Raw genomic sequence first — 24,547 nt, 5'->3', positions numbered from 1 at the left:
GGACGCTGGTGGAGGCCCGCGCGGCGGGGCTGTTTCACCCCAACTGCAGGCACAGCCTCTCCGCGTACATCCCTGGGCTCCGCCCCCGGACCCCCGGGGAGCGGGGCGGCCGCCTGAGAGGGGAGGCTGCGGATCAACACCAGACGTCGCCGGTGGCACCCAACCCCGGCCCACCGGGCCCAGCCATCGCCGCGGCACGGTGCGGCAGCGCACCAGCACCCACCGCGGCACGGCACGGCAGCGCACCAGCACCCGCCCGGCGAAGCTGCGCACCAGCACGCGCCGTGGCGAGGCTGCGCACCAGAGCCCGCCGCGAGGTGCGGCCCTGCACCGGAGCCCGCCCGGTGACCTGGGCGCCGTCGGGGTACCCGACCGACGAGACCCCCGGGGCTTCGCCCCTCACCGGGGGGAGGGAACGTGGCGGTCGCGTGGGAGCGGCAGATGCGGATCAGCACCGGACGTCGCCGGTGGCGCCCGACCCCGGGCCACGGGCCCCGGCACCCGCCGGGCGCGGGCTGTGCACCAGCACGCGCCGTGGCGAGGCTGCGCACCAGAGCCCGCCGCGAGGTGCGGCCCTGCACCGGAGCCCGCGCGGTGACCTGGGCGCCGGCGGGGTTGCCCGACCGACGAGACTCCCGGGGCTTCGCTCCTCACCCCGGGGCTTCGCTCCTCACCGGGGGGAGAGAACGTGGCGATCGCGTGGGAGCGGCAGATGCGGATCAGCACGGGGCGTCGCCGTGGCGCCAACCCCGGGCCACCGGACCCCAGCGCCCGCCGCGGCGCGGTGCGGCTGTGCACCGGAGCCCGCGCGGTGACCTGGGTGCCGGCGGGGTGCCCGACCGACGAGACTCCCGGGGCTTCGCCCCTCACCGGGGGGAGAGAACGTGGCGGTCGCGTGGGAGCGGCAGATGCGCATCAGCACCGGGCGTCGCCGGTGGCGCCAACCCCGGGCCACCGTGCCCCAGCGCCCGCCGCGCCGCGGTGCGGCTGTGCACCAGAGCCCATCGCCGCGCGGTGCGGCTCTGCACCGGAGCCCGCACGGTGACCTGGGCGCCAGCGGGATGCCCGACCGACGAGACCTCGGGGGCTTCGCCCCGACCCCCCTCGGGGAGCGGAGCGGTCGCGTGGGAGCGGCAGGCGCGGGTCAGTGCGGGTGTCGTCGGTGGTGTCCGGTCACGGGGCGCTGGGCGCCGGCACCAGCCGCGGCGCGGTGCGGGCGTACACCGGAACCCGCCGCGGCGCGGGCCCTGCGGCCGTACACCGGAGCCCGCCGCACCGCGGGCCTTGCACCGGAACCGGCGCCGGGCGATGCGGCTGTGCACCCGAAGACCGCCGCGGCGGCGGTGCGCGCCCGCGGGGGCTGGCGCTGTGCCCTGTCGGAGGGACCGGCTACCGTACTCGGGACCATGAGAGACGTATGAGAAGCGTGGGGGGAACAGTGAAGTCTGGCATCCGTACCAAGGTGACCGCGGCCGTGCTCGCGGGTGTGCTGCTCGGCGGCGGTGCCGCCGCCTGCTCCGACTCCGGGTCCGGCGACGGCGGTGGCGGCAAGGGCCGCGCCGGCTCGGGCGGCGGGCAGGGCGGCGCCACGGAGGTCTCGCCCGCCGCGGCGGTCAAGAAGGCCGTGGACAACAACGAGGACATCACCTCGCTGTCCTTCACGATGAAGGGCAAGGCCCCCGGCGCCGACGGCGGCGAGTTCTCCGGCGAGGCGTCGATGGACGTCAAGTCCGAGGCCATGCAGATGACCATGACCGGCGGAAACCCGCCGGAGGACATCGAGATCCGCGTCGTCGACAAGGTGATGTACCTCAAGGGCGGCGAGCCCGTCGACGGCAAGTCCTGGCTGAAGTTCGACATGACGAAGGCGGAGGAGGGCGACGGCGTCACCTCCGCGACGACCGACCAGAACCCCATCGACTCGTCCAGCTTCATGACCGCCTCCAAGGACCTGAAGAAGGTCGGCGAGGAGACGATCGACGGGGTGCAGACCACGCACTACACCGGCACCGTCACCCTGGCCGACCTGCGCAAGTCGCTGGACGGCGACGCCGAGGCGAAGAAGCGGCGGGAGAAGACCCTCGACGCCTACGACAAGCTCGGCATGGACAAGCTGACCATGGACATGTGGATCGACAAGGACGACCACACTAAGCAGGTCCGCGTCCAGGGCACCACCAAGGAGGGCCCGCTGGACACCACGATCACCTTCGGCGAGCTCAACAAGCCGGTCGAGGTGAAGGCCCCGCCGGCCTCCGAGGTGATGGACCTCGCCAAGATGATGGACGCGCAGAGCTGAACCCATCGGTTCCCCGGGGCCGGATTTGCCCTGGGGAACCCCCTTCACGTACTCTTCCACAGAAGCCAAAGACCGCTGGTCGTTGCCGTGCCCGTTCGACGGGTCGCGGCGGCCGAAGGATCCGCTCAGCAGCGGACGACCCGCGCAGGTGACAGTGGTAGAGACTCCCGTGTCCGTCTCCGGACCGGTCGAGTAACACCCCGTGCGCCTGCGCCGGGGCGTTTCGTACGTTCAGCCTCCTCCTTCTCGCGACGATCGCGCGGTCACGCAATCACCCGGAAGGAGGCCGAGGCTCATGGCGAAGCCCGACAAGGCCACCGCGGTTGCCGAGCTTACGGACAAGTTCCGCAGCTCCAACGCCGCCGTGCTGACCGAGTACCGCGGTCTCACCGTGGCCCAGCTCAAGCAGCTGCGCCGTTCGCTCGGTGGGAACGCCCAGTACGCCGTGGTGAAGAACACGCTGACCAAGATCGCGGCCAACGAGGCCGGGATCACCGCGCTCGACGACTACTTCGCTGGTCCGACTGCGGTTGCCTTCGTCACCGGTGACCCGGTGGAGTCGGCGAAGGGTCTTCGTGACTTTGCCAAGGAAAACCCGAATCTCATCATCAAGGGCGGTGTCCTTGACGGCAAGGCGCTGACCGCCGATGAGATCAAGAAGCTTGCGGACCTCGAGTCCCGCGAGGTTCTGCTGTCCAAGCTGGCCGGTGCCTTCAAGGCGAAGCAGTCCCAGGCTGCCTCCGTCTTCCAGGCGCTGCCCTCGAAGCTCGTCCGCACCGTGGACGCGCTCCGTGCCAAGCAGGACGAGCAGGGCGGTGCCGAGTAACTCGGCTCGCTTTCTGATCCTCGCCGCCTGAGCGGCGGCGGAGATCGCAGCGGGCCGACGTACGCCCGCCACATCCCGTACATCCGGCACCTGCCGATTTAGTGGAAGGATCGCCCATCATGGCGAAGCTCTCTCAGGAAGACCTGCTCGCGCAGTTCGAGGAGATGACCCTCATCGAGCTCTCCGAGTTCGTGAAGGCGTTCGAGGACAAGTTCGACGTCACCGCCGCCGCTGCCGCGCCGGTCATGATGGCCGGCGGCCCGGTTGCCCCGGGTGCCGAGGCCGTCGAGGAGAAGGACGAGTTCGACGTCATCCTCACCGGTGCCGGCGACAAGAAGATCCAGGTCATCAAGGTCGTGCGTGAGCTGACCTCCCTGGGCCTCAAGGAGGCCAAGGACCTGGTGGACGGCGCCCCGAAGCCCGTCCTCGAGAAGGTCGCGAAGGACGCCGCGGACAAGGCCGCCGAGGCCCTCCAGGGCGCCGGCGCCTCCGTCGAGGTCAAGTGACCTCGCGAGTCCGCTGACTCTCCGAGCAGACCGTCCGGCAGCCGCCGGACCTGAGGCTCTGACGAAGGGCGATCACCCACTCGGGTGGTCGCCCTTCGGCGTTCTCTGCGCCGCGTCCTTGCCCGTCGTGGGGCGGTCTGTATGGTGATCTACGTTGCCCCCGGCGACCCGGCCGGGGGTGGGGGGCCTTGACGAACCGCACGCAGCGCGCAATTCTCAGGTCGTCACATCGGTCCGATTCCGAGGCATGGACCGGCGCTGGAGTGGGAAGTACTCGCTCGAGCACAGCAGCACCGCAGCGCAGTACGGACGGACGCAGGACCGCACAGTGCGACTCGGGGGTCCGGGTCGGAATACGAGGGGAGAGGTTGGCTCTGCCAATCTCCAGAGTGCCCAGCACTCAGGACTGGACATCAGTGTGCCGAGTGGCTACACTGACCCTTTGCGCTGCCTGTTAGCTGCTCCCTGCCCGTCACCAGGGGCATCTCCAAGCTCAAGCACAGCCGCCTTATAGGCCCTGAACAGGGCTTTTGTGTGGTTTGCCGGAGCATGGGACCGGTACGCGCGTAGTGAGTCCGAGCCCTCGGAAGGACCCCCTCTTGGCCGCCTCGCGCACCGCCTCGACTGGAAACCAGAACAACGGCGCCAGCACCGCCCCCCTGCGTATCTCATTCGCGAAGATCAAGGAGCCCCTCGAGGTTCCGAACCTCCTTGCGCTGCAGACCGAGAGCTTCGACTGGCTCCTCGGCAACGACGCCTGGAAGGCTCGGGTCGAGGCGGCCCTGGACAGTGGACAGGACGTCCCCAGGAAGTCCGGTCTGGAGGAGATCTTCGAAGAGATCTCCCCGATCGAGGACTTCTCCGGGTCGATGTCGCTGACTTTCCGCGACCACCGTTTCGAGCCCCCGAAGAACTCCATCGACGAGTGCAAGGAGCGCGACTTCACGTTCGCGGCCCCGCTCTTCGTCACGGCCGAGTTCACCAACAACGAGACCGGCGAGATCAAGTCCCAGACGGTCTTCATGGGCGACTTCCCGCTCATGACCGGCAAGGGCACCTTCGTGATCAACGGCACCGAGCGTGTCGTGGTCTCGCAGCTCGTCCGGTCCCCGGGTGTCTACTTCGACTCCCAGATCGACAAGACCTCCGACAAGGACATCTTCACCGCCAAGATCATCCCGTCCCGGGGTGCCTGGCTGGAGATGGAGATCGACAAGCGCGACATGGTCGGTGTGCGCATCGACCGCAAGCGCAAGCAGTCGGTCACCGTACTGCTCAAGGCGCTCGGCTGGACCACCGAGCAGATCCTCGAGGAGTTCGGCGAGTACGAGTCGATGCGCGCCACCCTGGAGAAGGACCACACCCAGGGCCAGGACGACGCGCTCCTCGACATCTACCGCAAGCTGCGTCCGGGCGAGCCCCCGACCCGTGAGGCCGCGCAGACGCTGCTGGAGAACCTCTACTTCAACCCCAAGCGCTACGACCTGGCCAAGGTCGGCCGCTACAAGGTCAACAAGAAGCTCGGCGGCGAGCAGCCCCTCGACGCCGGCGTGCTGACCACCGACGACATCATCGCCACGATCAAGTACCTGGTGCAGCTGCACGCCGGCGAGACCGAGAAGGTCGCGCCGAACGGTACGACGATCATGGTCGAGACCGACGACATCGACCACTTCGGCAACCGCCGTATCCGTAACGTCGGCGAGCTGATCCAGAACCAGGTCCGTACGGGTCTCGCCCGTATGGAGCGCGTCGTGCGCGAGCGCATGACCACCCAGGACGTCGAGGCGATCACGCCGCAGACCCTGATCAACATCCGGCCGGTCGTCGCCTCCATCAAGGAGTTCTTCGGCACCAGCCAGCTGTCGCAGTTCATGGACCAGACGAACCCGCTGTCCGGGCTGACGCACAAGCGTCGTCTGAACGCGCTGGGCCCGGGTGGTCTGTCGCGTGAGCGGGCCGGCTTCGAGGTCCGTGACGTGCACCCCTCGCACTACGGCCGGATGTGCCCGATCGAGACGCCGGAAGGCCCGAACATCGGTCTGATCGGCTCGCTCGCCTCGTACGGCCGGATCAACCCGTTCGGTTTCATCGAGACCCCGTACCGCAAGGTCGACGAGGCCGGTGTGGTCTCGGACGAGGTCGACTACCTGACGGCCGACGAGGAGGACCGCTTCGTCATCGCCCAGGCGAACGCGCCGCTGACCGCGGACAACACGTTCGCCGAGGCCCGTGTGCTGGTCCGCCGCCGTGGCGGCGAGGTCGACTACGTGCCGGGCACCGACGTGGACTACATGGACGTCTCCCCGCGCCAGATGGTGTCGGTCGCGACGGCCATGATCCCCTTCCTCGAGCACGACGACGCCAACCGCGCGCTCATGGGCTCGAACATGATGCGCCAGGCCGTTCCGCTGCTGAAGGCGGAGTCGCCGCTGGTCGGCACCGGCATGGAGTACCGCTGCGCGGTCGACGCCGGCGACGTCATCAGGGCCGAGAAGGACGGTGTGGTCCAGGAGGTCTCCGCGGACTACATCACGGTCGCCAACGACGACGGCACCTACACCACCTACCGGGTGGCCAAGTTCTCGCGCTCGAACCAGGGCACCTCCTTCAACCAGAAGGTCGTCGTGGACGAGGGCGCCCGCGTCATCGAGGGCCAGGTCCTCGCCGACGGTCCGTCCACCGAAGAGGGTGAGATGGCGCTCGGCAAGAACCTGCTGGTCGCCTTCATGCCGTGGGAGGGCCACAACTACGAGGACGCGATCATCCTGTCGCAGCGCCTCGTACAGGACGACGTCCTCTCCTCGATCCACATCGAGGAGCACGAGGTCGACGCCCGGGACACCAAGCTCGGCCCCGAGGAGATCACCCGGGACATCCCGAACGTCTCCGAGGAGGTCCTGGCGGACCTGGACGAGCGCGGCATCATCCGCATCGGTGCCGAGGTCGTCGCCGGCGACATCCTGGTCGGCAAGGTCACGCCCAAGGGTGAGACCGAGCTGACCCCGGAGGAGCGCCTGCTGCGCGCGATCTTCGGCGAGAAGGCCCGTGAGGTCCGTGACACCTCGCTGAAGGTGCCGCACGGCGAGATCGGCAAGGTCATCGGCGTCCGCGTCTTCGACCGCGAGGAGGGCGACGAGCTGCCGCCCGGTGTGAACCAGCTGGTGCGCGTGTACGTCGCGCAGAAGCGCAAGATCACCGACGGTGACAAGCTCGCCGGCCGCCACGGCAACAAGGGCGTCATCTCCAAGATCCTGCCGGTCGAGGACATGCCGTTCCTGGAGGACGGCACCCCGGTCGACATCATCCTGAACCCGCTGGGTGTCCCGTCCCGAATGAACCCGGGACAGGTCCTGGAGATCCACCTCGGCTGGCTCGCCAGCCGCGGCTGGGACGTCTCCGGCCTCGCGGAGGACTGGGCGCAGCGCCTGCAGGTCATCGGCGCCGACCAGGTTGAGCCCGGCACCAACGTCGCCACCCCCGTCTTCGACGGTGCGCGTGAGGACGAGATCGCCGGTCTGCTGCAGCACACCATCCCGAACCGGGACGGCGACCGCATGGTCCAGCCGACCGGTAAGGCGAGGCTGTACGACGGCCGCTCCGGCGAGCCGTTCCCGGAGCCGATCTCCATCGGCTACATGTACATCCTCAAGCTGCACCACCTGGTGGACGACAAGCTGCACGCCCGCTCCACCGGTCCGTACTCCATGATCACCCAGCAGCCGCTGGGTGGTAAGGCCCAGTTCGGTGGCCAGCGCTTCGGTGAGATGGAGGTGTGGGCGCTGGAGGCTTACGGCGCCGCGTACGCCCTCCAGGAGCTGCTGACCATCAAGTCCGACGACGTGACCGGCCGCGTGAAGGTTTACGAGGCCATCGTCAAGGGCGAGAACATCCCGGAGCCCGGCATCCCCGAGTCCTTCAAGGTGCTCATCAAGGAGATGCAGTCCCTGTGCCTCAACGTGGAGGTGCTGTCCTCGGACGGCATGTCCATCGAGATGCGCGACACCGACGAGGACGTCTTCCGCGCTGCGGAGGAGCTCGGTATCGACCTGTCCCGGCGCGAGCCGAGCAGCGTCGAAGAGGTCTGACGGGTTGGCCGGCCGGACCTTCACGGTCCGGCCGGCTCTCCCCGGACCCGTACAGACCATTGATGAAACGACCCTGAGAGGGATTGACGCATAGTGCTCGACGTCAACTTCTTCGACGAGCTGCGGATCGGCCTGGCGACCGCGGACGACATCCGGACCTGGTCGCACGGCGAGGTCAAGAAGCCCGAGACCATCAACTACCGAACCCTCAAGCCGGAAAAGGACGGCCTTTTCTGCGAGAAGATCTTCGGTCCCACCCGGGACTGGGAGTGCTACTGCGGTAAGTACAAGCGTGTCCGCTTCAAGGGCATCATCTGCGAGCGGTGTGGCGTCGAGGTCACCCGCGCGAAGGTGCGCCGTGAGCGGATGGGCCACATCGAGCTTGCCGCGCCCGTGACCCACATCTGGTACTTCAAGGGCGTCCCGTCGCGTCTGGGCTACCTGCTCGACCTGGCGCCGAAGGACCTTGAGAAGGTCATCTACTTCGCCGCCTACATGATCACGTGGGTGGACGAGGAGCGCCGTACCCGCGACCTGCCGTCGCTGGAGGCCCACATCTCCGTGGAGCGCCAGCAGATCGAGCAGCGCCGCGACGCGGACCTCGAGGCCCGCGCCAAGAAGGCCGAGGCCGACCTGGCCGAGCTCGAGGCCGAGGGTGCCAAGGCCGACGTGCGCCGCAAGGTGCGCGAGGGCGGCGAGCGCGAGATGAAGCAGCTCCGCGACCGGGCCCAGCGCGAGCTGGACCGCCTGGACGAGGTGTGGAGCCGGTTCAAGAACCTCAAGGTCCAGGACCTCGAGGGCGACGAGCTGCTCTACCGCGAGCTGCGCGACCGCTTCGGCACCTACTTCTCGGGCGGCATGGGCGCCGCGGCGCTGCAGAAGCGCCTGGAGTCCTTCGACCTCGACGAGGAGTCGGAGCGCCTCCGCGAGATCATCCGTACCGGCAAGGGCCAGAAGAAGACCCGCGCCCTGAAGCGTCTGAAGGTCGTCTCGGCCTTCCAGACCACCCGTAACAGCCCCAACGGCATGGTGCTGGACTGCGTCCCGGTCATCCCGCCGGACCTGCGTCCGATGGTGCAGCTGGACGGTGGCCGCTTCGCGACCTCCGACCTGAACGACCTGTACCGCCGCGTGATCAACCGGAACAACCGCCTGAAGCGGCTTCTCGACCTCGGCGCGCCCGAGATCATCGTGAACAACGAGAAGCGCATGCTCCAGGAGGCCGTGGACGCGCTGTTCGACAACGGCCGTCGCGGCCGTCCGGTCACCGGTCCCGGCAACCGGCCCCTGAAGTCCCTCAGCGACATGCTGAAGGGCAAGCAGGGTCGTTTCCGCCAGAACCTGCTCGGCAAGCGAGTCGACTACTCGGCGCGTTCCGTCATCGTCGTCGGCCCGCAGCTGAAGCTGCACCAGTGCGGTCTGCCCAAGGCCATGGCGCTGGAGCTCTTCAAGCCGTTCGTGATGAAGCGCCTGGTCGACCTGAACCACGCGCAGAACATCAAGAGCGCCAAGCGGATGGTCGAGCGCGGCCGCACCGTGGTGTACGACGTCCTCGAAGAGGTCATCGCCGAGCACCCGGTGCTGCTGAACCGTGCGCCCACCCTGCACCGCCTGGGCATCCAGGCCTTCGAGCCGCAGCTGGTCGAGGGCAAGGCCATCCAGATCCACCCGCTCGTCTGCACCGCGTTCAACGCGGACTTCGACGGTGACCAGATGGCCGTGCACCTGCCGCTCTCCGCGGAGGCGCAGGCCGAGGCCCGCATCCTGATGCTGTCCTCGAACAACATCCTCAAGCCGGCCGACGGCCGCCCGGTGACGATGCCGACGCAGGACATGGTCCTGGGTCTGTTCTTCCTCACCACCGACGGCGAGCTGCGTGACGTCAAGGGCGAGGGCCGGTCCTTCGGCTCCACGGCCGAGGCGATCATGGCGTTCGACGCCGGGGAGCTCGCGCTCCAGTCGAGGGTGGACATCCGCTTCCCGGTGGGCACCGTCCCGCCGCGCGGCTGGACCCCGCCGGCTCCGGAGGAGGGCGACAGCGGCTTCGCCGCGGGCGACTGGCAGCCGGGCGACCCGTTCCGGCTGACGACGACCCTGGGCCGCGCGCTCTTCAACGAGCTGCTGCCCGAGGACTACCCGTTCGTCGACTACCCGGTCGGCAAGAAGCAGCTCTCGGAGATCGTCAACGACCTCGCCGAGCGCTACCCGAAGGTCATCGTGGCGGCGACGCTCGACAACCTGAAGGCGTCCGGCTTCTACTGGGCCACCCGTTCCGGTGTCACCGTCGCGATCTCGGACGTCGTCGTCCCCGAGGCCAAGAAGGCGATCATCGCCGGCTACGAGGCCCAGGACGAGAAGGTCCAGAAGCAGTACGAGCGCGGTCTGATCACCAAGGAAGAGCGCACCCAGGAGCTCATCGGCATCTGGACCAAGGCGACCAACGAGGTCGCCGAGGCGATGAACGCGAACTTCCCGAAGACGAACCCCATCTTCATGATGGTCGACTCGGGCGCGCGCGGGAACATGATGCAGATGCGTCAGATCGCCGGTATGCGTGGTCTGGTGTCCAACGCGAAGAACGAGACCATCCCGCGGCCGATCAAGGCGTCGTTCCGTGAGGGTCTGTCCGTGCTGGAGTACTTCATCTCCACGCACGGTGCCCGTAAGGGTCTCGCGGACACCGCCCTGCGTACCGCCGACTCGGGTTACCTGACCCGTCGTCTGGTGGACGTGTCGCAGGACGTCATCATCCGCGAGGAGGACTGCGGCACCGAGCGCGGCCTCAAGCTCGCCATCGCCGAGCGCGGCGAGGACGGCGTGCTGCGCAAGACCGAGGACGTCGAGACGTCCGTGTACGCGCGCTGCCTCGCCGAGGACATCGTCGTGGACGGGAAGGTGCTGGCCCCGGCCGGCACGGACCTGGGCGACGTGCTCATCGACGAGCTGGTCGCGGCCGGCATCGAGACGGTCAAGACCCGCTCGGTCCTGACCTGTGAGTCGGCGGTCGGCACCTGCGCCATGTGCTACGGCCGCTCGCTGGCCACCGGCAAGCTGGTCGACATCGGTGAGGCGGTCGGCATCATCGCCGCCCAGTCCATCGGTGAGCCCGGTACCCAGCTGACGATGCGTACCTTCCACACCGGTGGTGTGGCCGGTGACGACATCACCCAGGGTCTGCCCCGTGTCGTCGAGCTCTTCGAGGCCCGTACCCCGAAGGGTGTCGCCCCGATCTCCGAGGCCAACGGCCGGGTGCGGATCGAGGAGACCGAGAAGACCAAGAAGATCGTCGTCACCCCCGACGACGGCTCGGACGAGACCGCGTTCCCCGTCTCCAAGCGCGCCAAGCTCCTGGTGCGCGAGGGCGACCACGTCGAGGTCGGTCAGCCGCTGACCTTCGGTGCGACCAACCCGCACGACGTGCTGCGCATCCTCGGCCAGCGCGCCGTCCAGGTCCACCTGGTCGGCGAGGTCCAGAAGGTCTACAACTCGCAGGGCGTGTCGATCCACGACAAGCACATCGAGATCATCATCCGGCAGATGCTGCGCCGCGTGACGATCATCGAGTCCGGCGACGCGGAGCTGCTGCCGGGCGAGCTCGTCGAGCGCGGCAAGTTCGAGACCGAGAACCGCCGTGTGGTGGCCGAGGGCGGGCACCCCGCCTCCGGTCGTCCGCAGCTGATGGGTATCACCAAGGCCTCGCTGGCCACGGAGTCCTGGCTGTCGGCGGCGTCCTTCCAGGAGACGACGCGAGTCCTCACGGACGCGGCGATCAACGCCAAGTCCGACTCGCTGATCGGCCTCAAGGAGAACGTCATCATCGGTAAGCTCATCCCGGCCGGTACGGGCCTGTCCCGCTACCGCAACATCCGGGTCGAGCCGACGGAGGAGGCCAAGGCGGCCATGTACTCCACGGTGGGCTACGACGACATCGACTACTCGCCGTTCGGCGCGGGGTCGGGTCAGGCCGTCCCGCTGGAGGACTACGACTACGGCCCGTACAACGGCTGACGCGGTCGCGCCTGTGCGCGGGGGCGGTCCTGGGATGTCCCGGGGCCGCCCCCGCGGCGTTTTCGCGGGCAGCCGCGAGGCTGGGGCCCTGGTGTCGCCCCGGATCCCGCACAATGGAGTCGGGCGGCGTGGGCGTCGCCGTGGGGAGGTGGTTCCGGGTGTCGTCGATGCAGCCGTGGGGACAGGGGCAGCCGCCCGCGATGCGGGCCTCTGACTCGGATCGGGAGCGGGCGGCGGACGTGCTGAAGGCCGGCTACGCGGAGGGCCGGCTGGACAAGACCGAGTACGACGACCGCTTGCACCGCGTGCACAGCGCACTCACCTACGGTGAGCTGCACCACCTCATCGCCGACCTGCCGCAGGGGCCCGTGCCGGGTCCCATGGCGGTGGCCGGCCCGGTGCCGGTGCCCTTCCTGCCCGTACACCCGCTGCCGCCGAACAACAGCACGGCCACCGCCGCGTTCGCGTGCGGCATCGGCACCCTCTTCACCGGGGGGCTGACCGGCATCCCGGCCGTGATCCTGGGCCACAAGGCCCGCGCCGAGATCCGCCGAACCCGCGAACGCGGCGACGGTCTGGCGCTGACCGGTCTGGTGATGGGCTGGCTGGCGGTGGCGAGCTGGGCGATCGTCATCCTGGTCGTGGTGGTGGCCGTCGCGGCCTCCGGCAAATGACCTGCTCAGCAGGTGGAGCCGATGACGTTTTGACCCAGGCGGATGCTATAGGTACGCTCTGACCTTGTGCCTGGGGTGTCCCCGGGTTCTCGCGTGCGCTCTTTCGGACCATGCGGGAACATCGAGGAGTGACGCCCTAAAAGCCGAGTGCAACTTTCCCCGCTGCCGGCCAAGCAGCAGGGGCACCGGTTTGCGACACACCCGACCGCGTGGGTCGGTGGACAGTCGGTCTTCACGGACAAAACCCCAGGTTAGAAGTACCGAGATGGCACACAGAAACCGGAGAAGTAGTGCCTACGATCCAGCAGCTGGTCCGTAAGGGCCGGCAGGACAAGGTCGAGAAGAACAAGACGCCCGCGCTCGAGGGTTCCCCTCAGCGCCGCGGCGTCTGCACGCGTGTCTTCACCACCACCCCGAAGAAGCCGAACTCTGCCCTGCGTAAGGTCGCGCGTGTGCGTCTGACCTCGGGCATCGAGGTCACGGCCTACATCCCGGGTGAGGGCCACAACCTGCAGGAGCACTCCATCGTGCTCGTCCGTGGTGGCCGTGTGAAGGACCTGCCGGGTGTTCGTTACAAGATCATCCGCGGCTCCCTCGACACGCAGGGCGTCAAGAACCGTAAGCAGGCTCGTTCCCGCTACGGCGCCAAGAAGGAGAAGTAAGAATGCCTCGTAAGGGCCCCGCCCCGAAGCGACCGGTGCACATCGACCCGGTCTACAACTCTCCTCTGGTGACCTCCCTCATCAACAAGGTCCTGCTGCACGGCAAGCGCTCCACCGCTGAGCGCATCGTGTACGGCGCCATGGAGGGCCTGCGCGAGAAGACCGGCAACGACCCGGTCATCACCCTCAAGCGCGCGCTCGAGAACGTCAAGCCGGCCATCGAGGTCAAGTCCCGCCGTGTCGGTGGCGCGACCTACCAGGTGCCCGTCGAGGTCAAGCCGGGTCGCTCCTCGACCCTGGCGCTGCGCTGGCTCGTGGGTTACTCCCGCGCCCGCCGCGAGAAGACCATGACCGAGCGCCTCATGAACGAGCTGCTCGACGCCTCGAACGGCCTGGGCGCCTCCGTCAAGCGACGTGAGGACACCCACAAGATGGCCGAGGCGAACAAGGCCTTCGCGCACTACCGCTGGTAGTCGATACCCCCGTTATACGAGAGAGAAGACTGAGCCACTATGGCCACCACTTCGCTTGACCTGGCCAAGGTCCGCAACATCGGGATCATGGCCCACATCGACGCGGGCAAGACGACCACCACCGAGCGGATCCTGTACTACACCGGTGTGTCTTACAAGATCGGTGAGGTCCACGATGGCGCTGCCACCATGGACTGGATGGAGCAGGAGCAGGAGCGCGGCATCACGATCACGTCTGCCGCGACGACTTGCCACTGGCCGCTCGAGAACGTCGACCACACGATCAACATCATCGACACCCCGGGCCACGTCGACTTCACGGTCGAGGTGGAGCGCTCGCTGCGCGTCCTGGACGGTGCTGTGACCGTGTTCGACGGTGTGGCCGGCGTTGAGCCCCAGTCCGAGACGGTGTGGCGTCAGGCGGACCGCTACGGCGTTCCGCGGATCTGCTTCGTCAACAAGCTCGACCGGACCGGTGCCGAGTTCCACCGCTGCGTCGACATGATCGAGGACCGCCTGGGTGCGACCCCGATCGTGATGCAGCTGCCCATCGGCACCGAGATGGACTTCCGCGGCGTAGTCGACCTGGTCCGTATGAAGGCCCTGGTGTGGTCCGCCGAGACCGCGCTGGGCGAGGCGTACGACGTCGTCGACATCCCGGACACCCACCTGGAGGCGGCGGACGAGTACCGCGGCAAGCTCCTGGAGGCCGTGGCCGAGAACGACGAGGAGATGATGGAGCTGTACCTCGAGGGCCAGGAGCCCACCGAGGAGCAGCTGTACGCGGCGATCCGCCGTATCACCATCGGCTCCGGCAAGGGCGACGGCACCACCGTCACCCCCGTGTTCTGCGGTACCGCGTTCAAGAACAAGGGCGTCCAGCCCCTGCTCGACGCGGTCGTGCGCTACCTGCCCTCTCCGATCGACATCGAGGCCATCGAGGGCCACGACGTCAGCGACCCGGAGAAGGTCGTTCTGCGCAAGCCGTCCGAGGACGAGCCGATGTCGGCCCTGGCGTTCAAGATCGCCAGCGACCCGCACCTCGGCAAGCTCACCTTCGTCCGGATCTACTCCGGTCGCCTCGAGGCTGGATCCCAGGTCCAGAACTCCGTGAAGGGCAAGAAGGAGCGCATCGGCAAGATCTACCGGATGCACGCCAACAAGCGTGAGGAGATCGACTCGGTGGGTGCCGGCGACATCGTCGCCGTCATGGGTCTGAAGCAGACCACCACCGGTGAGACCCTCTGCGACCCGGCGAAGCCGGTGATCCTGGAGTCCATGGACTTCCCGGCGCCGGTCATCCAGGTGGCCATCGAGCCGAAGTCCAAGGGCGACCAGGAGAAGCTCGGCACGGCGATCCAGCGCCTGGCCGAGGAGGACCCCTCCTTCAAGGTGCACACCGACGAGGAGACCGGCCAGACGATCATCGCGGGTATGGGCGAGCTTCACCTCGACATCCTCGTGGACCGTATGCGCCGTGAGTTCAAGGTCGAGGCGAACGTCGGCAAGCCGCAGGTGGCCTACCGCGAGACGATTCGCAAGGCCGTCGAGCGCTACGACTACACCCACAAGAAGCAGACCGGTGGTTCCGGTCAGTTCGCCAAGGTGCAGATCGCGCTCGAGCCGCTCGAGGGCGATGGCTACGAGTTCGAGAACAAGGTCACCGGTGGCCGCATCCCGCGGGAGTACATCCCGTCCGTGGACGCGGGCGCGCAGGAGGCCATGGAGTTCGGCGTGCTCGCCGGCTACCCGCTCACGGGTGTGAAGGTCGTCCTTCTCGACGGTGGCTACCACGAGGTCGACTCCTCCGAGATGGCCTTCAAGATCGCCGGTTCGATGGCCTTCAAGGAGGCCGCCCGCAAGGCCAGCCCGGCCCTGCTCGAGCCGATGATGAAGGTCGAGGTCACGACGCCCGAGGACTACATGGGCGACGTGATCGGCGACATCAACTCCCGCCGCGGTCAGATCCAGTCCATGGAGGACCGCCACGGTGCCAAGCTCGTCACGGGCCTGGTTCCGCTGTCGGAGATGTTCGGTTACGTGGGTGACCTGCGCAGCAAGACCTCTGGTCGCGCAAGCTACTCCATGCAGTTCGACTCCTACGCCGAGGTTCCCAAGAACGTCGCGGAGGAGATCATCGCGAAGGCCAAGGGCGAGTAACCCTTAGGCTGTAGCACAAGGGCTTACGGGGCATTCCGCCGCAGACCGTTCGGTATCCATCCGGAAGGGCTGCGGCGGGGCCCCGGCAGCCGGCCCCCAGCAAAAAGTTCACCTGGCGCCGATGAGTAAAGGCGTACAGAACCACTCCACAGGAGGATCCCGTGGCGAAGGCGAAGTTCGAGCGGACTAAGCCGCACGTCAACATCGGCACCATCGGTCACATTGACCACGGTAAGACGACCCTCACGGCCGCCATTACCAAGGTGCTGCACGACGCGTACCCGGACCTGAACGAGGCTTCGGCCTTTGACCAGATCGACAAGGCTCCTGAGGAGCGCCAGCGCGGTATCACCATCTCCATCGCGCACGTCGAGTACCAGACCGAGACGCGTCACTACGCCCACGTCGACTGCCCCGGTCACGCGGACTACATCAAGAACATGATCACCGGTGCGGCGCAGATGGACGGCGCCATCCTGGTGGTCGCCGCCACCGACGGCCCGATGCCGCAGACCAAGGAGCACGTGCTCCTGGCCCGTCAGGTCGGCGTTCCGTACATCGTTGTCGCCCTGAACAAGGCCGACATGGTGGACGACGAGGAGATCCTGGAGCTCGTCGAGCTCGAGGTCCGTGAGCTCCTCTCCGAGTACGAGTTCCCGGGCGACGACGTTCCGGTCGTCAAGGTCTCCGCTCTGAAGGCGCTCGAGGGCGACAAGGAGTGGGGCCAGACGGTTCTGGACCTCATGGCGGCCGTGGACGAGTCCATCCCGCAGCCCGAGCGTGACGTCGACAAGCCGTTCCTGATGCCGATCGAGGACGTCTTCACGATCACCGGTCGTGGCACCGTCGTCACCGGTCGTATCGAGCGTGGTGTCCTCAAGGTCAACGAGACCGTCGACATCATCGGCATCAAGACCGAGAAGACCACCACCACGGTCACCGGTATCGAGATGTTCCGCAAGCTGCTCGACGAGGGCCAGGCCGGTGAGAACGTCGGTCTGCTCCTCCGTGGCATCAAGCGCGAGGACGTCGAGCGCGGCCAGGTCATCATCAAGCCGGGTTCGGTCACGCCGCACACCGACTTCGAGGCGACCGCGTACATCCTGTCCAAGGACGAGGGTGGCCGTCACACGCCGTTCTTCAACAACTACCGTCCGCAGTTCTACTTCCGGACGACCGACGTGACCGGCGTCGTGACCCTCCCCGAGGGCACCGAGATGGTCATGCCGGGCGACAACACCGACATGAAGGTCGAGCTGATCCAGCCGATCGCCATGGAGGAGGGCCTGAAGTTCGCCATCCGTGAGGGTGGCCGGACCGTGGGCGCCGGCCAGGTCACCAAGATCACCAAGTGACCCGGCGCGCTTGAGCGCGGCTTTTGCGAGGGGCTCCGCCCCATCGGCTCCGGCCGGTGGGCGGGGCCCCTCGTGCGTGCGTGGGGGGCCGGTGGGTGGGGTCTGTCGGGCCGTTGGGTGGGGTCTGCCCCATCCGCCCAGGGGGCCGGCGAGTGGGGCTCGCCACGTCCGCGTGGGGGACCGGCGGCCGGTGGTACGGTCCGGGGCGCCGTGCGCCCCCTGTGGCGTGGTTCACGACCCGCCCCAACACCCGTAACCCGCAGGTGCCTACGCTCCCGTGGGGGGTGCGTGGTATATGCGCCGATTGGCGCTCGCAGGGCCCCGTATGGCACACTAACCAGGTTGCTCGGTTGAGTGCCGATGCTGCACGCCTCCCGCCGGGAGGACTGGAAGCGAGTCCCAGGTATTCGTCGCCTCTGCTCAGGGGCGGAAGTACGGGAATCTTCCGGGAAGTGCACGCGGGGTACCGACCAGGCTCCGGTGGGATTCCTTCCCCCACACCCTCCCTCGGGAAACTTCCCTGGGGCGGAGTACGGGAAGGAACGCGACACGCCCGACCGCGTGGGTCGGAAGAAGCGTCCGATTCGGGCCCTCCGGAACCAGAGCGAGACTGAAGAACAGGACTGCTGAGAAGCCATGGCGGGACAGAAGATCCGCATCCGGCTCAAGGCCTACGACCACGAGGTCATCGACTCCTCGGCGAAGAAGATCGTCGAGACGGTGACCCGGACTGGTGCGTCGGTCGCGGGCCCGGTGCCGCTCCCCACCGAGAAGAACGTGTACTGCGTCATCAAGTCGCCGCACAAGTACAAGGACTCGCGCGAGCACTTCGAGATGCGCACCCACAAGCGTCTGATCGACATCCTCGACCCGACCCCCAAGACCGTTGACTCTCTGATGCGACTCGACCTCCCGGCCGGTGTCGACATCGAGATCAAGCTCTGAGGATCGGTGATCTGAGAATGGCTAAGCAGATCAAGGGCATCCTGGGCGAGAAGCTCGGCATGACGCAGGTCTGGGACGAGAACAACCGCATCGTCCCGGTGACCGTCGTCAAGGCCGGCCCCTGTGTCGTGACCCAGGTGCACACCGCTGACAAGGACGGCTACGACTCCGTCCAGATCGCGTTCGGCGAGATCGACCCCCGCAAGGTGAACAAGCCCCTCAAGGGCCACTTCGCGAAGGCCGACGTCACCCCCCGCCGCCACCTCGTCGAGGTCCGCACGGCCGACGCCGCCGAGTACACGCTCGGTCAGGAAGTCACCGCCGAGGTCTTCGAGTCCGGCGTCAAGGTCGACGTGACCGGCAAGAGCAAGGGCAAGGGCTTCGCCGGTGTCATGAAGCGTCACGGCTTCGCCGGTGGCAAGGCCTCCCACGGTGCCCACCGCGTGCACCGCAAGCCCGGCTCGATCGGTGGCTGCGCCACCCCGGGTCGCGTGTTCAAGGGCATGAAGATGGCCGGCCGCATGGGCAACGAGCGCGTGACCACCCAGAACCTGACCGTCCACGCCGTTGACGCGGAGAAGGGCCTGCTCCTGATCAAGGGCGCGGTTCCTGGTCCGAACGGCGGCCTCGTCCTGGTCCGTACCGCGGCCAAGGGGGCCTGAGGTAACCGATGAGCACCATTGACATCCTTTCGCCCGCTGGCGACAAGGCCGGTAGCGTCGAGCTCCCCGCGGAGATCTTCGACGCCAAGGTCAGCGTTCCGCTGATCCACCAGGTCGTCGTCGCGCAGCTGGCCGCGGCCCGTCAGGGCACGCACAAGACCAAGACCCGGGCCGAGGTCCGCGGTGGTGGCCGCAAGCCGTACCGCCAGAAGGGCACCGGTCGCGCCCGTCAGGGTTCGACGCGTGCGCCGCAGTTCGCCGGCGGTGGCGTCGTCCACGGCCCGCAGCCGCGTGACTACTCGCAGCGGACCCCGAAGAAGATGAAGGCCGCCGCCCTGCGCGGTGCCCTCACCGACCGGGCCCGCCACAACCGCATCCACGTCGTCACCGGCGTCGTGGAGGGCGAGGTGTCCACCAAGGCCGCCAAGACCCTGTTCGGCAAGATCAGCGACCGTAAGAACGTCCTGCTGGTCATCGAGCACGGCGACGAGGCCGCGTGGCTCTCTGCCCGCAACCTGCCCGACGTCCACATCCTGGACGCCGGTCAGCTGAACACCTACGACGTGCTCATCTCCGACGACGTGGTCTTCACGCAGGCTGCTTTCGAGCGCTTCGTGGCCGGCCCCGCCGCCGCCGCGAAGGCTGTCGCCTCCGAGCTTGAGCTCGAGGGGAGCGACGCCTGATGTCCGAGAACACCGCGGCGACCGTCACCAGCAAGACCTTCACGGACCACCGTGACATCCTGCTGAAGCCGGTCGTCTCCGAGAAGAGCTACGCGCTGCTCGACGAGAACAAGTACACGTTCTTCGTCGACCCCCGCGCGAACAAGACCCAGATCCGGCAGGCCGTCGAGGCGGTCTTCCAGGTCACCGTCGTCAGCGTGAACACGATCAACCGCCAGGGCAAGCGCAAGCGCACCCGCACCGGTTTCGGCAAGCGTGCGAACACCAAGCGCGCCATCGTGACCCTGGCTGAGGACGACCGTATCGACATCTTCGGCGGTCCGGTCTCCTAACGGAGACAGGATCGTCCGATATCGGACGAGGACTGAAAATGGGAATCCGCAAGTACAAGCCGACGACTCCTGGCCGTCGTGGTGCCAGCGTCGCCGACTTCGTCGAGATCACGCGGTCCACGCCGGAGAAGTCGCTGGTTCGCCCGCTGCACAGCAAGGGCGGCCGTAACAACGCCGGTCGTGTGACCGTTCGCCACCAGGGCGGTGGCCACAAGCGCGCCTACCGAGTGATCGACTTCCGTCGTCACGACAAGGACGGCGTGCCGGCCAAGGTCGCGCACATCGAGTACGACCCGAACCGCACCGCGCGCATCGCGCTCCTGCACTACGCGGACGGCGAGAAGCGCTACATCCTCGCTCCGGCGGGCCTGACCCAGGGCCAGCGGATCGAGAACGGCCCGGGTGCCGACATCAAGCCCGGCAACGCGATGCCGCTGCGCAACATCCCGGTGGGTACGACCATCCACGCCATCGAGATGCGTCCCGGTGGCGGTGCGAAGATCGCCCGCTCCGCCGGTTCGTCGGTGCAGCTGCTGGCGAAGGAGGGCGCGATGGCGCACCTCCGGATGCCGTCCGGCGAGATCCGCCTGGTCGACGTGCGCTGCCGCGCCACCGTCGGCGAGGTCGGCAACGCCGAGCAGTCGAACATCAACTGGGGCAAGGCCGGCCGTATGCGCTGGAAGGGCGTCCGCCCGACCGTGCGTGGTGTCGTGATGAACCCCGTCGACCACCCGCACGGTGGTGGTGAGGGCAAGACCTCCGGTGGTCGCCACCCGGTCTCGCCGTGGGGTCAGAAGGAGGGTCGTACTCGTTCGCCCAAGAAGGCGTCGAACAAGTACATCGTCCGCCGCCGCAAGACGAACAAGAAGCGCTAGGAGCGGGTTTAGATGCCGCGCAGTCTCAAGAAGGGGCCCTTCGTCGACGACCACCTGATCAAGAAGGTGGACGCCCAGAACGAGGCCCAGACCAAGAACGTCATCAAGACCTGGTCCCGCCGCTCCATGATCGTTCCCGACATGCTCGGGCACACGATCGCGGTGCACGACGGCCGTAAGCACGTCCCGGTGTTTGTCACTGAGTCGATGGTCGGCCACAAGCTCGGCGAGTTCGCGCCGACCCGCACCTTCCGCGGCCACGTCAAGGACGACCGCAAGTCGAAGCGTCGCTGACGAGCTGGGTGCAACGACTATGACAATTTCCGAAGGGACAACCATGGACGCCATGGCCCGGGCGCGATTCGTTCGCGTCACGCCCATGAAGGCCCGCCGGGTGGTGGACCTTATCCGTGGCATGGATGCCACGGAGGCCCAGGCGGTCCTGCGCTTCGCCCCGCAGGCCGCGAGCGTGCCGGTCGGCAAGGTGCTGGACAGCGCCATCGCCAACGCCGCGCACAACTACGACCACACCGACGCCGACACCCTCTTCATCTCCGAGGCGTTCGTCGACGAGGGCCCGACCCTGAAGCGGTTCCGTCCGCGTGCTCAGGGCCGTGCCTACCGGATCCGCAAGCGGACCAGCCACATCACCGTGGTCGTCAGCAGCAAGGAAGGAACCCGGTAATGGGCCAGAAGGTAAACCCGCACGGGTTCCGGCTCGGCATCACCACCGACTTCAAGTCGCGCTGGTACGCCGACAAGCTGTACAAGGACTACGTCAAGGAAGACGTCGCCATCCGCAAGATGATGACGCAGGGCATGGAGCGTGCCGGTATCTCCAAGGTGGAGATCGAGCGCACGCGTGACCGTGTCCGCGTCGACATCCACACCGCCCGGCCGGGCATCGTCATCGGCCGTCGCGGCGCGGAGGCCGACCGTATCCGCGGCGACCTGGAGAAGCTCACCGGCAAGCAGGTGCAGCTGAACATCCTCGAGGTGAAGAACCCCGAGCTCGATGCTCAGCTCGTCGCGCAGGCCGTCGCCGAGCAGCTCTCCTCCCGCGTCTCCTTCCGTCGCGCCATGCGCAAGAGCATGCAGGGCACGATGAAGGCCGGCGCCAAGGGCATCAAGATCCAGTGTGGCGGTCGTCTCGGCGGTGCCGAGATGTCGCGCTCGGAGTTCTACCGCGAGGGCCGTGTGCCCCTGCACACGCTCCGCGCGAACGTCGACTACGGCTTCTTCGAGGCCCGTACGACCTTCGGCCGCATCGGCGTGAAGGTCTGGATCTACAAGGGCGACGTCAAGAACATCGCCGAGGTCCGCGCTGAGAACGCTGCCGCCCGTGCGGGTAACCGCCCGGCCCGCGGTGGCGCCGACCGTCCCGCCGGCCGTGGTGGCCGCGGTGGCGAGCGTGGTGGCCGCGGTGGTCGTCGTCCGCAGCAGCAGTCGGCTCCGGCTGCCGAGGCCCCCAAGGCCGAGGCCGCAGCTCCGGCGGCTGAGAGCACCGGAACGGAGGCCTGACCCCCATGCTGATCCCCCGTCGGGTCAAGCACCGCAAGCAGCACCACCCCAAGCGCCGCGGTATGGCGAAGGGCGGCACGGAGCTGGCTTTCGGTGAGTACGGCATCCAGGCCGTCACCCCCGCCTACGTGACGAACCGGCAGATCGAGGCAGCTCGTATCGCCATGACCCGTCACATCAAGCGTGGCGGCAAGGTCTGGATCAACATCTACCCGGACCGTCCGCTGACGAAGAAGCCCGCCGAGACCCGCATGGGTTCCGGTAAGGGTTCTCCGGAGTGGTGGATCGCGAACGTTCACCCGGGCCGGGTGATGTTCGAGCTGTCCTACCCCAACGAGAAGATTGCTCGTGAGGCGCTCACCCGAGCCGCCCACAAGCTTCCGATGAAGTGCCGGATCGTGCGGCGCGAGGCAGGTGACGCGTGATGTCGGCCGGTACCAAGGCGACTGAGCTGCGCCAGCTGAACAACGAGGATCTCGTTGCCAAGCTGCGTGAGGCCAAGGAGGAGCTGTTCAACCTCCGCTTCCAGGCGGCGACCGGACAGCTCGAGAACCACGGCCGGCTGAACGCCGTCCGCAAGGACATCGCCCGGATCTACACCCTCATGCGCGAGCGCGAGCTGGGCATCGAGACGGTGGAGAGCGCCTGATGAGCGAGAAGAATGTGACCGAGAACGCCCGCAGCGACCGGAAGACCCGTGAGGGTCTGGTCGTCAGCGACAAGATGGACAAGACCGTCGTCGTCGCTGTCGAGGACCGTGTCAAGCACGCGCTGTACGGCAAGGTCATCCGCCGTACGAACAAGCTCAAGGCGCACGACGAGCAGAACGCCGCCGGCGTCGGCGACCGCGTCCTCCTGATGGAGACCCGGCCGCTGTCGGCGACCAAGCGCTGGCGCGTCGTCGAGATCCTCGAGAAGGCCAAGTAAGCGTTCTGAGGCGACAAGCCCTCAGAACTTTGTTCCGCCAGGCTCGCCGGGGCTGACCGCAAGGAAAGCCCCGGCGGGAACCGGCAGACGATCAGGAGATAGACGTGATCCAGCAGGAGTCGCGACTCAAGATCGCCGACAACACCGGTGCGAAGGAGATCCTTTGCATCCGTGTTCTCGGTGGTTCCGGTCGCCGCTACGCGGGCATCGGTGACGTCATCGTCGCCACCGTCAAGGACGCGATCCCCGGTGGCAACGTGAAGAAGGGCGACGTCGTCAAGGCCGTCGTCGTTCGCACCACCAAGGAGCGCCGTCGTCCGGACGGCTCGTACATCCGCTTCGACGAGAACGCCGCCGTCATCCTCAAGAACGACGGCGATCCCCGCGGCACCCGCATCTTCGGCCCCGTGGGCCGTGAGCTGCGCGAGAAGAAGTTCATGAAGATCGTCTCGCTCGCGCCGGAGGTGCTGTAAGCATGAAGATCAAGAAGGGCGACCTGGTTCAGGTCATCACCGGTAAGGACAAGGGCAAGCAGGGCAAGGTCATCCAGGCCTTCCCCGCTGAGGACCGGGTTCTCGTCGAGGGTGTCAACCGGGTCAAGAAGCACACCAAGGTCGGCCAGAGCAGCCGCGGTTCCAAGACCGGCGGCATCATCACCACCGAGGCGCCGGTCCACATCTCCAACGTCCAGCTGGTCGTGGAGAAGGACGGCAACAAGGTCGTGACCCGCGTCGGCTACCGCTTCGACGACAACGGCAACAAGATCCGCGTTGCCAAGCGGACGGGTGAGGACATCTGATGAGCGCCACCACCACTACGCCCCGCCTGAAGCAGCGCTACCGGGACGACATCGTCGGGAAGCTGCAGGACGAGTTCTCCTACGAGAACGTCATGCAGATCCCCGGCCTGGTCAAGGTCGTGGTCAACATGGGTGTGGGCGACGCCGCCCGCGACTCCAAGCTGATCGAGGGCGCCATCCGCGACCTCACCACGATCACCGGTCAGAAGCCGTCCGTGACGAAGGCCCGCAAGTCCATCGCGCAGTTCAAGCTGCGTGAGGGTCAGCCGATCGGCGCCCACGTCACCCTCCGCGGTGACCGCATGTGGGAGTTCCTGGACCGCCTGGTGTCGCTCGCGCTGCCGCGTATCCGCGACTTCCGTGGTCTGTCGCCGAAGCAGTTCGACGGCCGGGGCAACTACACCTTCGGTCTCACGGAGCAGGTCATGTTCCACGAGATCGACCAGGACAAGATCGACCGTACCCGGGGTATGGACATCACCGTGGTGACCACGGCGACCAACGACGACGAGGGCCGCGCCCTTCTCCGTCACCTCGGCTTCCCGTTCAAGGAGGCGTGAGCCGTGGCGAAGAAGGCTCTCATTGCCAAGGCCGCCCGTAAGCCCAAGTTCGGCGTGCGTTCCTACACGCGCTGCCAGCGCTGTGGCCGGCCCCACTCCGTGTACCGCAAGTTCGGCCTGTGCCGTGTGTGCCTCCGTGAGATGGCGCACCGCGGCGAGCTGCCGGGCGTGACCAAGAGCTCCTGGTAACCC

Annotated in this window: 25 protein-coding genes; all 25 read left to right on the top strand. The window is 67.4% G+C overall.

Going from position 1 to position 24,547, the window contains the following annotated elements:
• Positions 1-1,438 precede the first annotated feature (1,438 nt).
• The 25 genes from AB0M28_RS16510 (at position 1,439) to AB0M28_RS16390 (ending at position 24,544) form a co-directional block, all read left to right on the top strand.
• The gene (locus AB0M28_RS16510; protein ID WP_365404350.1) at positions 1,439-2,299 is read left to right on the top strand and encodes an LppX_LprAFG lipoprotein; all 861 of its coding nucleotides are present in this window, start codon (positions 1,439-1,441) and stop codon (positions 2,297-2,299) included.
• A 295-nt stretch (positions 2,300-2,594) separates the two neighbouring features.
• Positions 2,595-3,125, top strand: a complete 531-nt coding sequence (gene rplJ, locus AB0M28_RS16505) for a 50S ribosomal protein L10 (protein ID WP_365404347.1) — start codon at positions 2,595-2,597, stop codon at positions 3,123-3,125.
• Between the two features lie 119 nt (positions 3,126-3,244).
• Positions 3,245-3,631, top strand: coding sequence for a 50S ribosomal protein L7/L12 (gene rplL / locus AB0M28_RS16500; RefSeq protein WP_365404344.1), 387 nt, complete (start codon positions 3,245-3,247; stop codon positions 3,629-3,631).
• A gap of 599 nt (positions 3,632-4,230) precedes the next feature.
• On the top strand, positions 4,231-7,719 hold the full coding sequence (gene rpoB, locus AB0M28_RS16495) for a DNA-directed RNA polymerase subunit beta (protein WP_365404341.1): 3,489 nt from the start codon (positions 4,231-4,233) through the stop codon (positions 7,717-7,719).
• A 93-nt stretch (positions 7,720-7,812) separates the two neighbouring features.
• Entirely contained in the window at positions 7,813-11,727 is a 3,915-nt protein-coding gene (locus AB0M28_RS16490) for a DNA-directed RNA polymerase subunit beta' (protein ID WP_365404338.1), read from the top strand.
• A 128-nt stretch (positions 11,728-11,855) separates the two neighbouring features.
• Positions 11,856-12,401, top strand: coding sequence for a DUF1707 and DUF4190 domain-containing protein (locus tag AB0M28_RS16485; RefSeq protein WP_365404335.1), 546 nt, complete (start codon positions 11,856-11,858; stop codon positions 12,399-12,401).
• A 290-nt stretch (positions 12,402-12,691) separates the two neighbouring features.
• Positions 12,692-13,063, top strand: a complete 372-nt coding sequence (rpsL, locus tag AB0M28_RS16480; RefSeq protein ID WP_003948652.1) for a 30S ribosomal protein S12 — start codon at positions 12,692-12,694, stop codon at positions 13,061-13,063.
• 2 nt (positions 13,064-13,065) lie between these two features.
• The gene (rpsG, locus tag AB0M28_RS16475) at positions 13,066-13,536 is read left to right on the top strand and encodes a 30S ribosomal protein S7 (RefSeq protein ID WP_365404332.1); all 471 of its coding nucleotides are present in this window, start codon (positions 13,066-13,068) and stop codon (positions 13,534-13,536) included.
• A gap of 39 nt (positions 13,537-13,575) precedes the next feature.
• Positions 13,576-15,696 (top strand): elongation factor G, encoded by a 2,121-nt coding sequence (gene fusA, locus AB0M28_RS16470; RefSeq protein WP_365404329.1) that lies wholly within the window; start codon positions 13,576-13,578, stop codon positions 15,694-15,696.
• Positions 15,697-15,857: 161 nt separating this feature from the next.
• The gene (gene tuf / locus AB0M28_RS16465; RefSeq protein WP_365404326.1) at positions 15,858-17,051 is read left to right on the top strand and encodes an elongation factor Tu; all 1,194 of its coding nucleotides are present in this window, start codon (positions 15,858-15,860) and stop codon (positions 17,049-17,051) included.
• 636 nt (positions 17,052-17,687) lie between these two features.
• Complete coding sequence (rpsJ, locus tag AB0M28_RS16460; protein WP_003948644.1) at positions 17,688-17,996, top strand: 30S ribosomal protein S10; 309 nt, start codon at positions 17,688-17,690, stop codon at positions 17,994-17,996.
• A 17-nt stretch (positions 17,997-18,013) separates the two neighbouring features.
• Positions 18,014-18,658, top strand: a complete 645-nt coding sequence (gene rplC / locus AB0M28_RS16455) for a 50S ribosomal protein L3 (RefSeq protein ID WP_365404323.1) — start codon at positions 18,014-18,016, stop codon at positions 18,656-18,658.
• Between the two features lie 8 nt (positions 18,659-18,666).
• The gene (rplD, locus tag AB0M28_RS16450) at positions 18,667-19,341 is read left to right on the top strand and encodes a 50S ribosomal protein L4 (protein ID WP_365404320.1); all 675 of its coding nucleotides are present in this window, start codon (positions 18,667-18,669) and stop codon (positions 19,339-19,341) included.
• Positions 19,341-19,673: a 50S ribosomal protein L23 gene (gene rplW / locus AB0M28_RS16445; RefSeq protein ID WP_365404317.1), complete on the top strand. Its 333-nt coding sequence runs from the start codon at positions 19,341-19,343 to the stop codon at positions 19,671-19,673. Before rplD ends, rplW begins: the two co-directional genes overlap by 1 nt.
• 38 nt (positions 19,674-19,711) lie before the next feature.
• A complete protein-coding gene (rplB, locus tag AB0M28_RS16440) occupies positions 19,712-20,548 on the top strand; it encodes a 50S ribosomal protein L2 (RefSeq protein ID WP_365404314.1) in 837 nt (278 codons plus the stop codon).
• 12 nt (positions 20,549-20,560) lie between these two features.
• Complete coding sequence (rpsS, locus tag AB0M28_RS16435; RefSeq protein ID WP_365404311.1) at positions 20,561-20,842, top strand: 30S ribosomal protein S19; 282 nt, start codon at positions 20,561-20,563, stop codon at positions 20,840-20,842.
• 43 nt (positions 20,843-20,885) lie between these two features.
• Positions 20,886-21,233 carry a 50S ribosomal protein L22 gene (rplV, locus tag AB0M28_RS16430; protein ID WP_365404308.1) on the top strand — a complete coding sequence of 116 codons (348 nt, stop codon included), beginning with the start codon at positions 20,886-20,888 and terminating at the stop codon, positions 21,231-21,233.
• On the top strand, positions 21,233-22,069 hold the full coding sequence (gene rpsC, locus AB0M28_RS16425) for a 30S ribosomal protein S3 (protein WP_365404305.1): 837 nt from the start codon (positions 21,233-21,235) through the stop codon (positions 22,067-22,069). The genes rplV and rpsC overlap by 1 nt, the downstream gene beginning before the upstream one ends.
• Positions 22,070-22,074: 5 nt before the next feature.
• The gene (gene rplP, locus AB0M28_RS16420) at positions 22,075-22,494 is read left to right on the top strand and encodes a 50S ribosomal protein L16 (protein WP_153452969.1); all 420 of its coding nucleotides are present in this window, start codon (positions 22,075-22,077) and stop codon (positions 22,492-22,494) included.
• Positions 22,494-22,718 carry a 50S ribosomal protein L29 gene (gene rpmC / locus AB0M28_RS16415; protein ID WP_365404300.1) on the top strand — a complete coding sequence of 75 codons (225 nt, stop codon included), beginning with the start codon at positions 22,494-22,496 and terminating at the stop codon, positions 22,716-22,718. The genes rplP and rpmC overlap by 1 nt, the downstream gene beginning before the upstream one ends.
• Positions 22,718-22,996 (top strand): 30S ribosomal protein S17, encoded by a 279-nt coding sequence (gene rpsQ / locus AB0M28_RS16410; protein ID WP_365404297.1) that lies wholly within the window; start codon positions 22,718-22,720, stop codon positions 22,994-22,996. The genes rpmC and rpsQ overlap by 1 nt, the downstream gene beginning before the upstream one ends.
• 104 nt (positions 22,997-23,100) lie before the next feature.
• Positions 23,101-23,469: a 50S ribosomal protein L14 gene (rplN, locus tag AB0M28_RS16405; RefSeq protein WP_365404294.1), complete on the top strand. Its 369-nt coding sequence runs from the start codon at positions 23,101-23,103 to the stop codon at positions 23,467-23,469.
• Positions 23,470-23,471: 2 nt separating this feature from the next.
• Positions 23,472-23,795 (top strand): 50S ribosomal protein L24, encoded by a 324-nt coding sequence (gene rplX, locus AB0M28_RS16400; RefSeq protein ID WP_365404291.1) that lies wholly within the window; start codon positions 23,472-23,474, stop codon positions 23,793-23,795.
• Positions 23,795-24,355 carry a 50S ribosomal protein L5 gene (gene rplE / locus AB0M28_RS16395; protein ID WP_365404288.1) on the top strand — a complete coding sequence of 187 codons (561 nt, stop codon included), beginning with the start codon at positions 23,795-23,797 and terminating at the stop codon, positions 24,353-24,355. The genes rplX and rplE overlap by 1 nt, the downstream gene beginning before the upstream one ends.
• A 3-nt stretch (positions 24,356-24,358) precedes the next feature.
• Positions 24,359-24,544, top strand: a complete 186-nt coding sequence (locus AB0M28_RS16390) for a type Z 30S ribosomal protein S14 (protein WP_059127180.1) — start codon at positions 24,359-24,361, stop codon at positions 24,542-24,544.
• Positions 24,545-24,547 lie beyond the last annotated feature (3 nt).

Source organism: Streptomyces sp. NPDC051940 (assembly GCF_040680895.1).
Taxonomy (GTDB): domain Bacteria; phylum Actinomycetota; class Actinomycetes; order Streptomycetales; family Streptomycetaceae; genus Streptomyces.
The sequence above is the reverse complement of the archived record's forward strand: the minus strand, read 5'-3'. Positions and strand labels throughout refer to the sequence as shown.

What these genes read in the sequence shown, in the direction of transcription:
- rplJ (WP_365404347.1), top strand. Translation starts at nt 2,595, where the DNA reads ATGGCGAAGCCCGACAAGGCCACCGCGGTTGCCGAGCTTACGGACAAG.
- rplL (WP_365404344.1), top strand. Translation starts at nt 3,245, where the DNA reads ATGGCGAAGCTCTCTCAGGAAGACCTGCTCGCGCAGTTCGAGGAGATG.
- rpsG (WP_365404332.1), top strand. Translation starts at nt 13,066, where the DNA reads ATGCCTCGTAAGGGCCCCGCCCCGAAGCGACCGGTGCACATCGACCCG.
- fusA (WP_365404329.1), top strand. Translation starts at nt 13,576, where the DNA reads ATGGCCACCACTTCGCTTGACCTGGCCAAGGTCCGCAACATCGGGATC.
- rpsJ (WP_003948644.1), top strand. Translation starts at nt 17,688, where the DNA reads ATGGCGGGACAGAAGATCCGCATCCGGCTCAAGGCCTACGACCACGAG.
- rplC (WP_365404323.1), top strand. Translation starts at nt 18,014, where the DNA reads ATGGCTAAGCAGATCAAGGGCATCCTGGGCGAGAAGCTCGGCATGACG.
- rplD (WP_365404320.1), top strand. Translation starts at nt 18,667, where the DNA reads ATGAGCACCATTGACATCCTTTCGCCCGCTGGCGACAAGGCCGGTAGC.
- rplW (WP_365404317.1), top strand. Translation starts at nt 19,341, where the DNA reads ATGTCCGAGAACACCGCGGCGACCGTCACCAGCAAGACCTTCACGGAC.
- rplB (WP_365404314.1), top strand. Translation starts at nt 19,712, where the DNA reads ATGGGAATCCGCAAGTACAAGCCGACGACTCCTGGCCGTCGTGGTGCC.
- rpsS (WP_365404311.1), top strand. Translation starts at nt 20,561, where the DNA reads ATGCCGCGCAGTCTCAAGAAGGGGCCCTTCGTCGACGACCACCTGATC.
- rplV (WP_365404308.1), top strand. Translation starts at nt 20,886, where the DNA reads ATGGACGCCATGGCCCGGGCGCGATTCGTTCGCGTCACGCCCATGAAG.
- rpsC (WP_365404305.1), top strand. Translation starts at nt 21,233, where the DNA reads ATGGGCCAGAAGGTAAACCCGCACGGGTTCCGGCTCGGCATCACCACC.
- rplP (WP_153452969.1), top strand. Translation starts at nt 22,075, where the DNA reads ATGCTGATCCCCCGTCGGGTCAAGCACCGCAAGCAGCACCACCCCAAG.
- rpmC (WP_365404300.1), top strand. Translation starts at nt 22,494, where the DNA reads ATGTCGGCCGGTACCAAGGCGACTGAGCTGCGCCAGCTGAACAACGAG.
- rpsQ (WP_365404297.1), top strand. Translation starts at nt 22,718, where the DNA reads ATGAGCGAGAAGAATGTGACCGAGAACGCCCGCAGCGACCGGAAGACC.
- rplX (WP_365404291.1), top strand. Translation starts at nt 23,472, where the DNA reads ATGAAGATCAAGAAGGGCGACCTGGTTCAGGTCATCACCGGTAAGGAC.
- rplE (WP_365404288.1), top strand. Translation starts at nt 23,795, where the DNA reads ATGAGCGCCACCACCACTACGCCCCGCCTGAAGCAGCGCTACCGGGAC.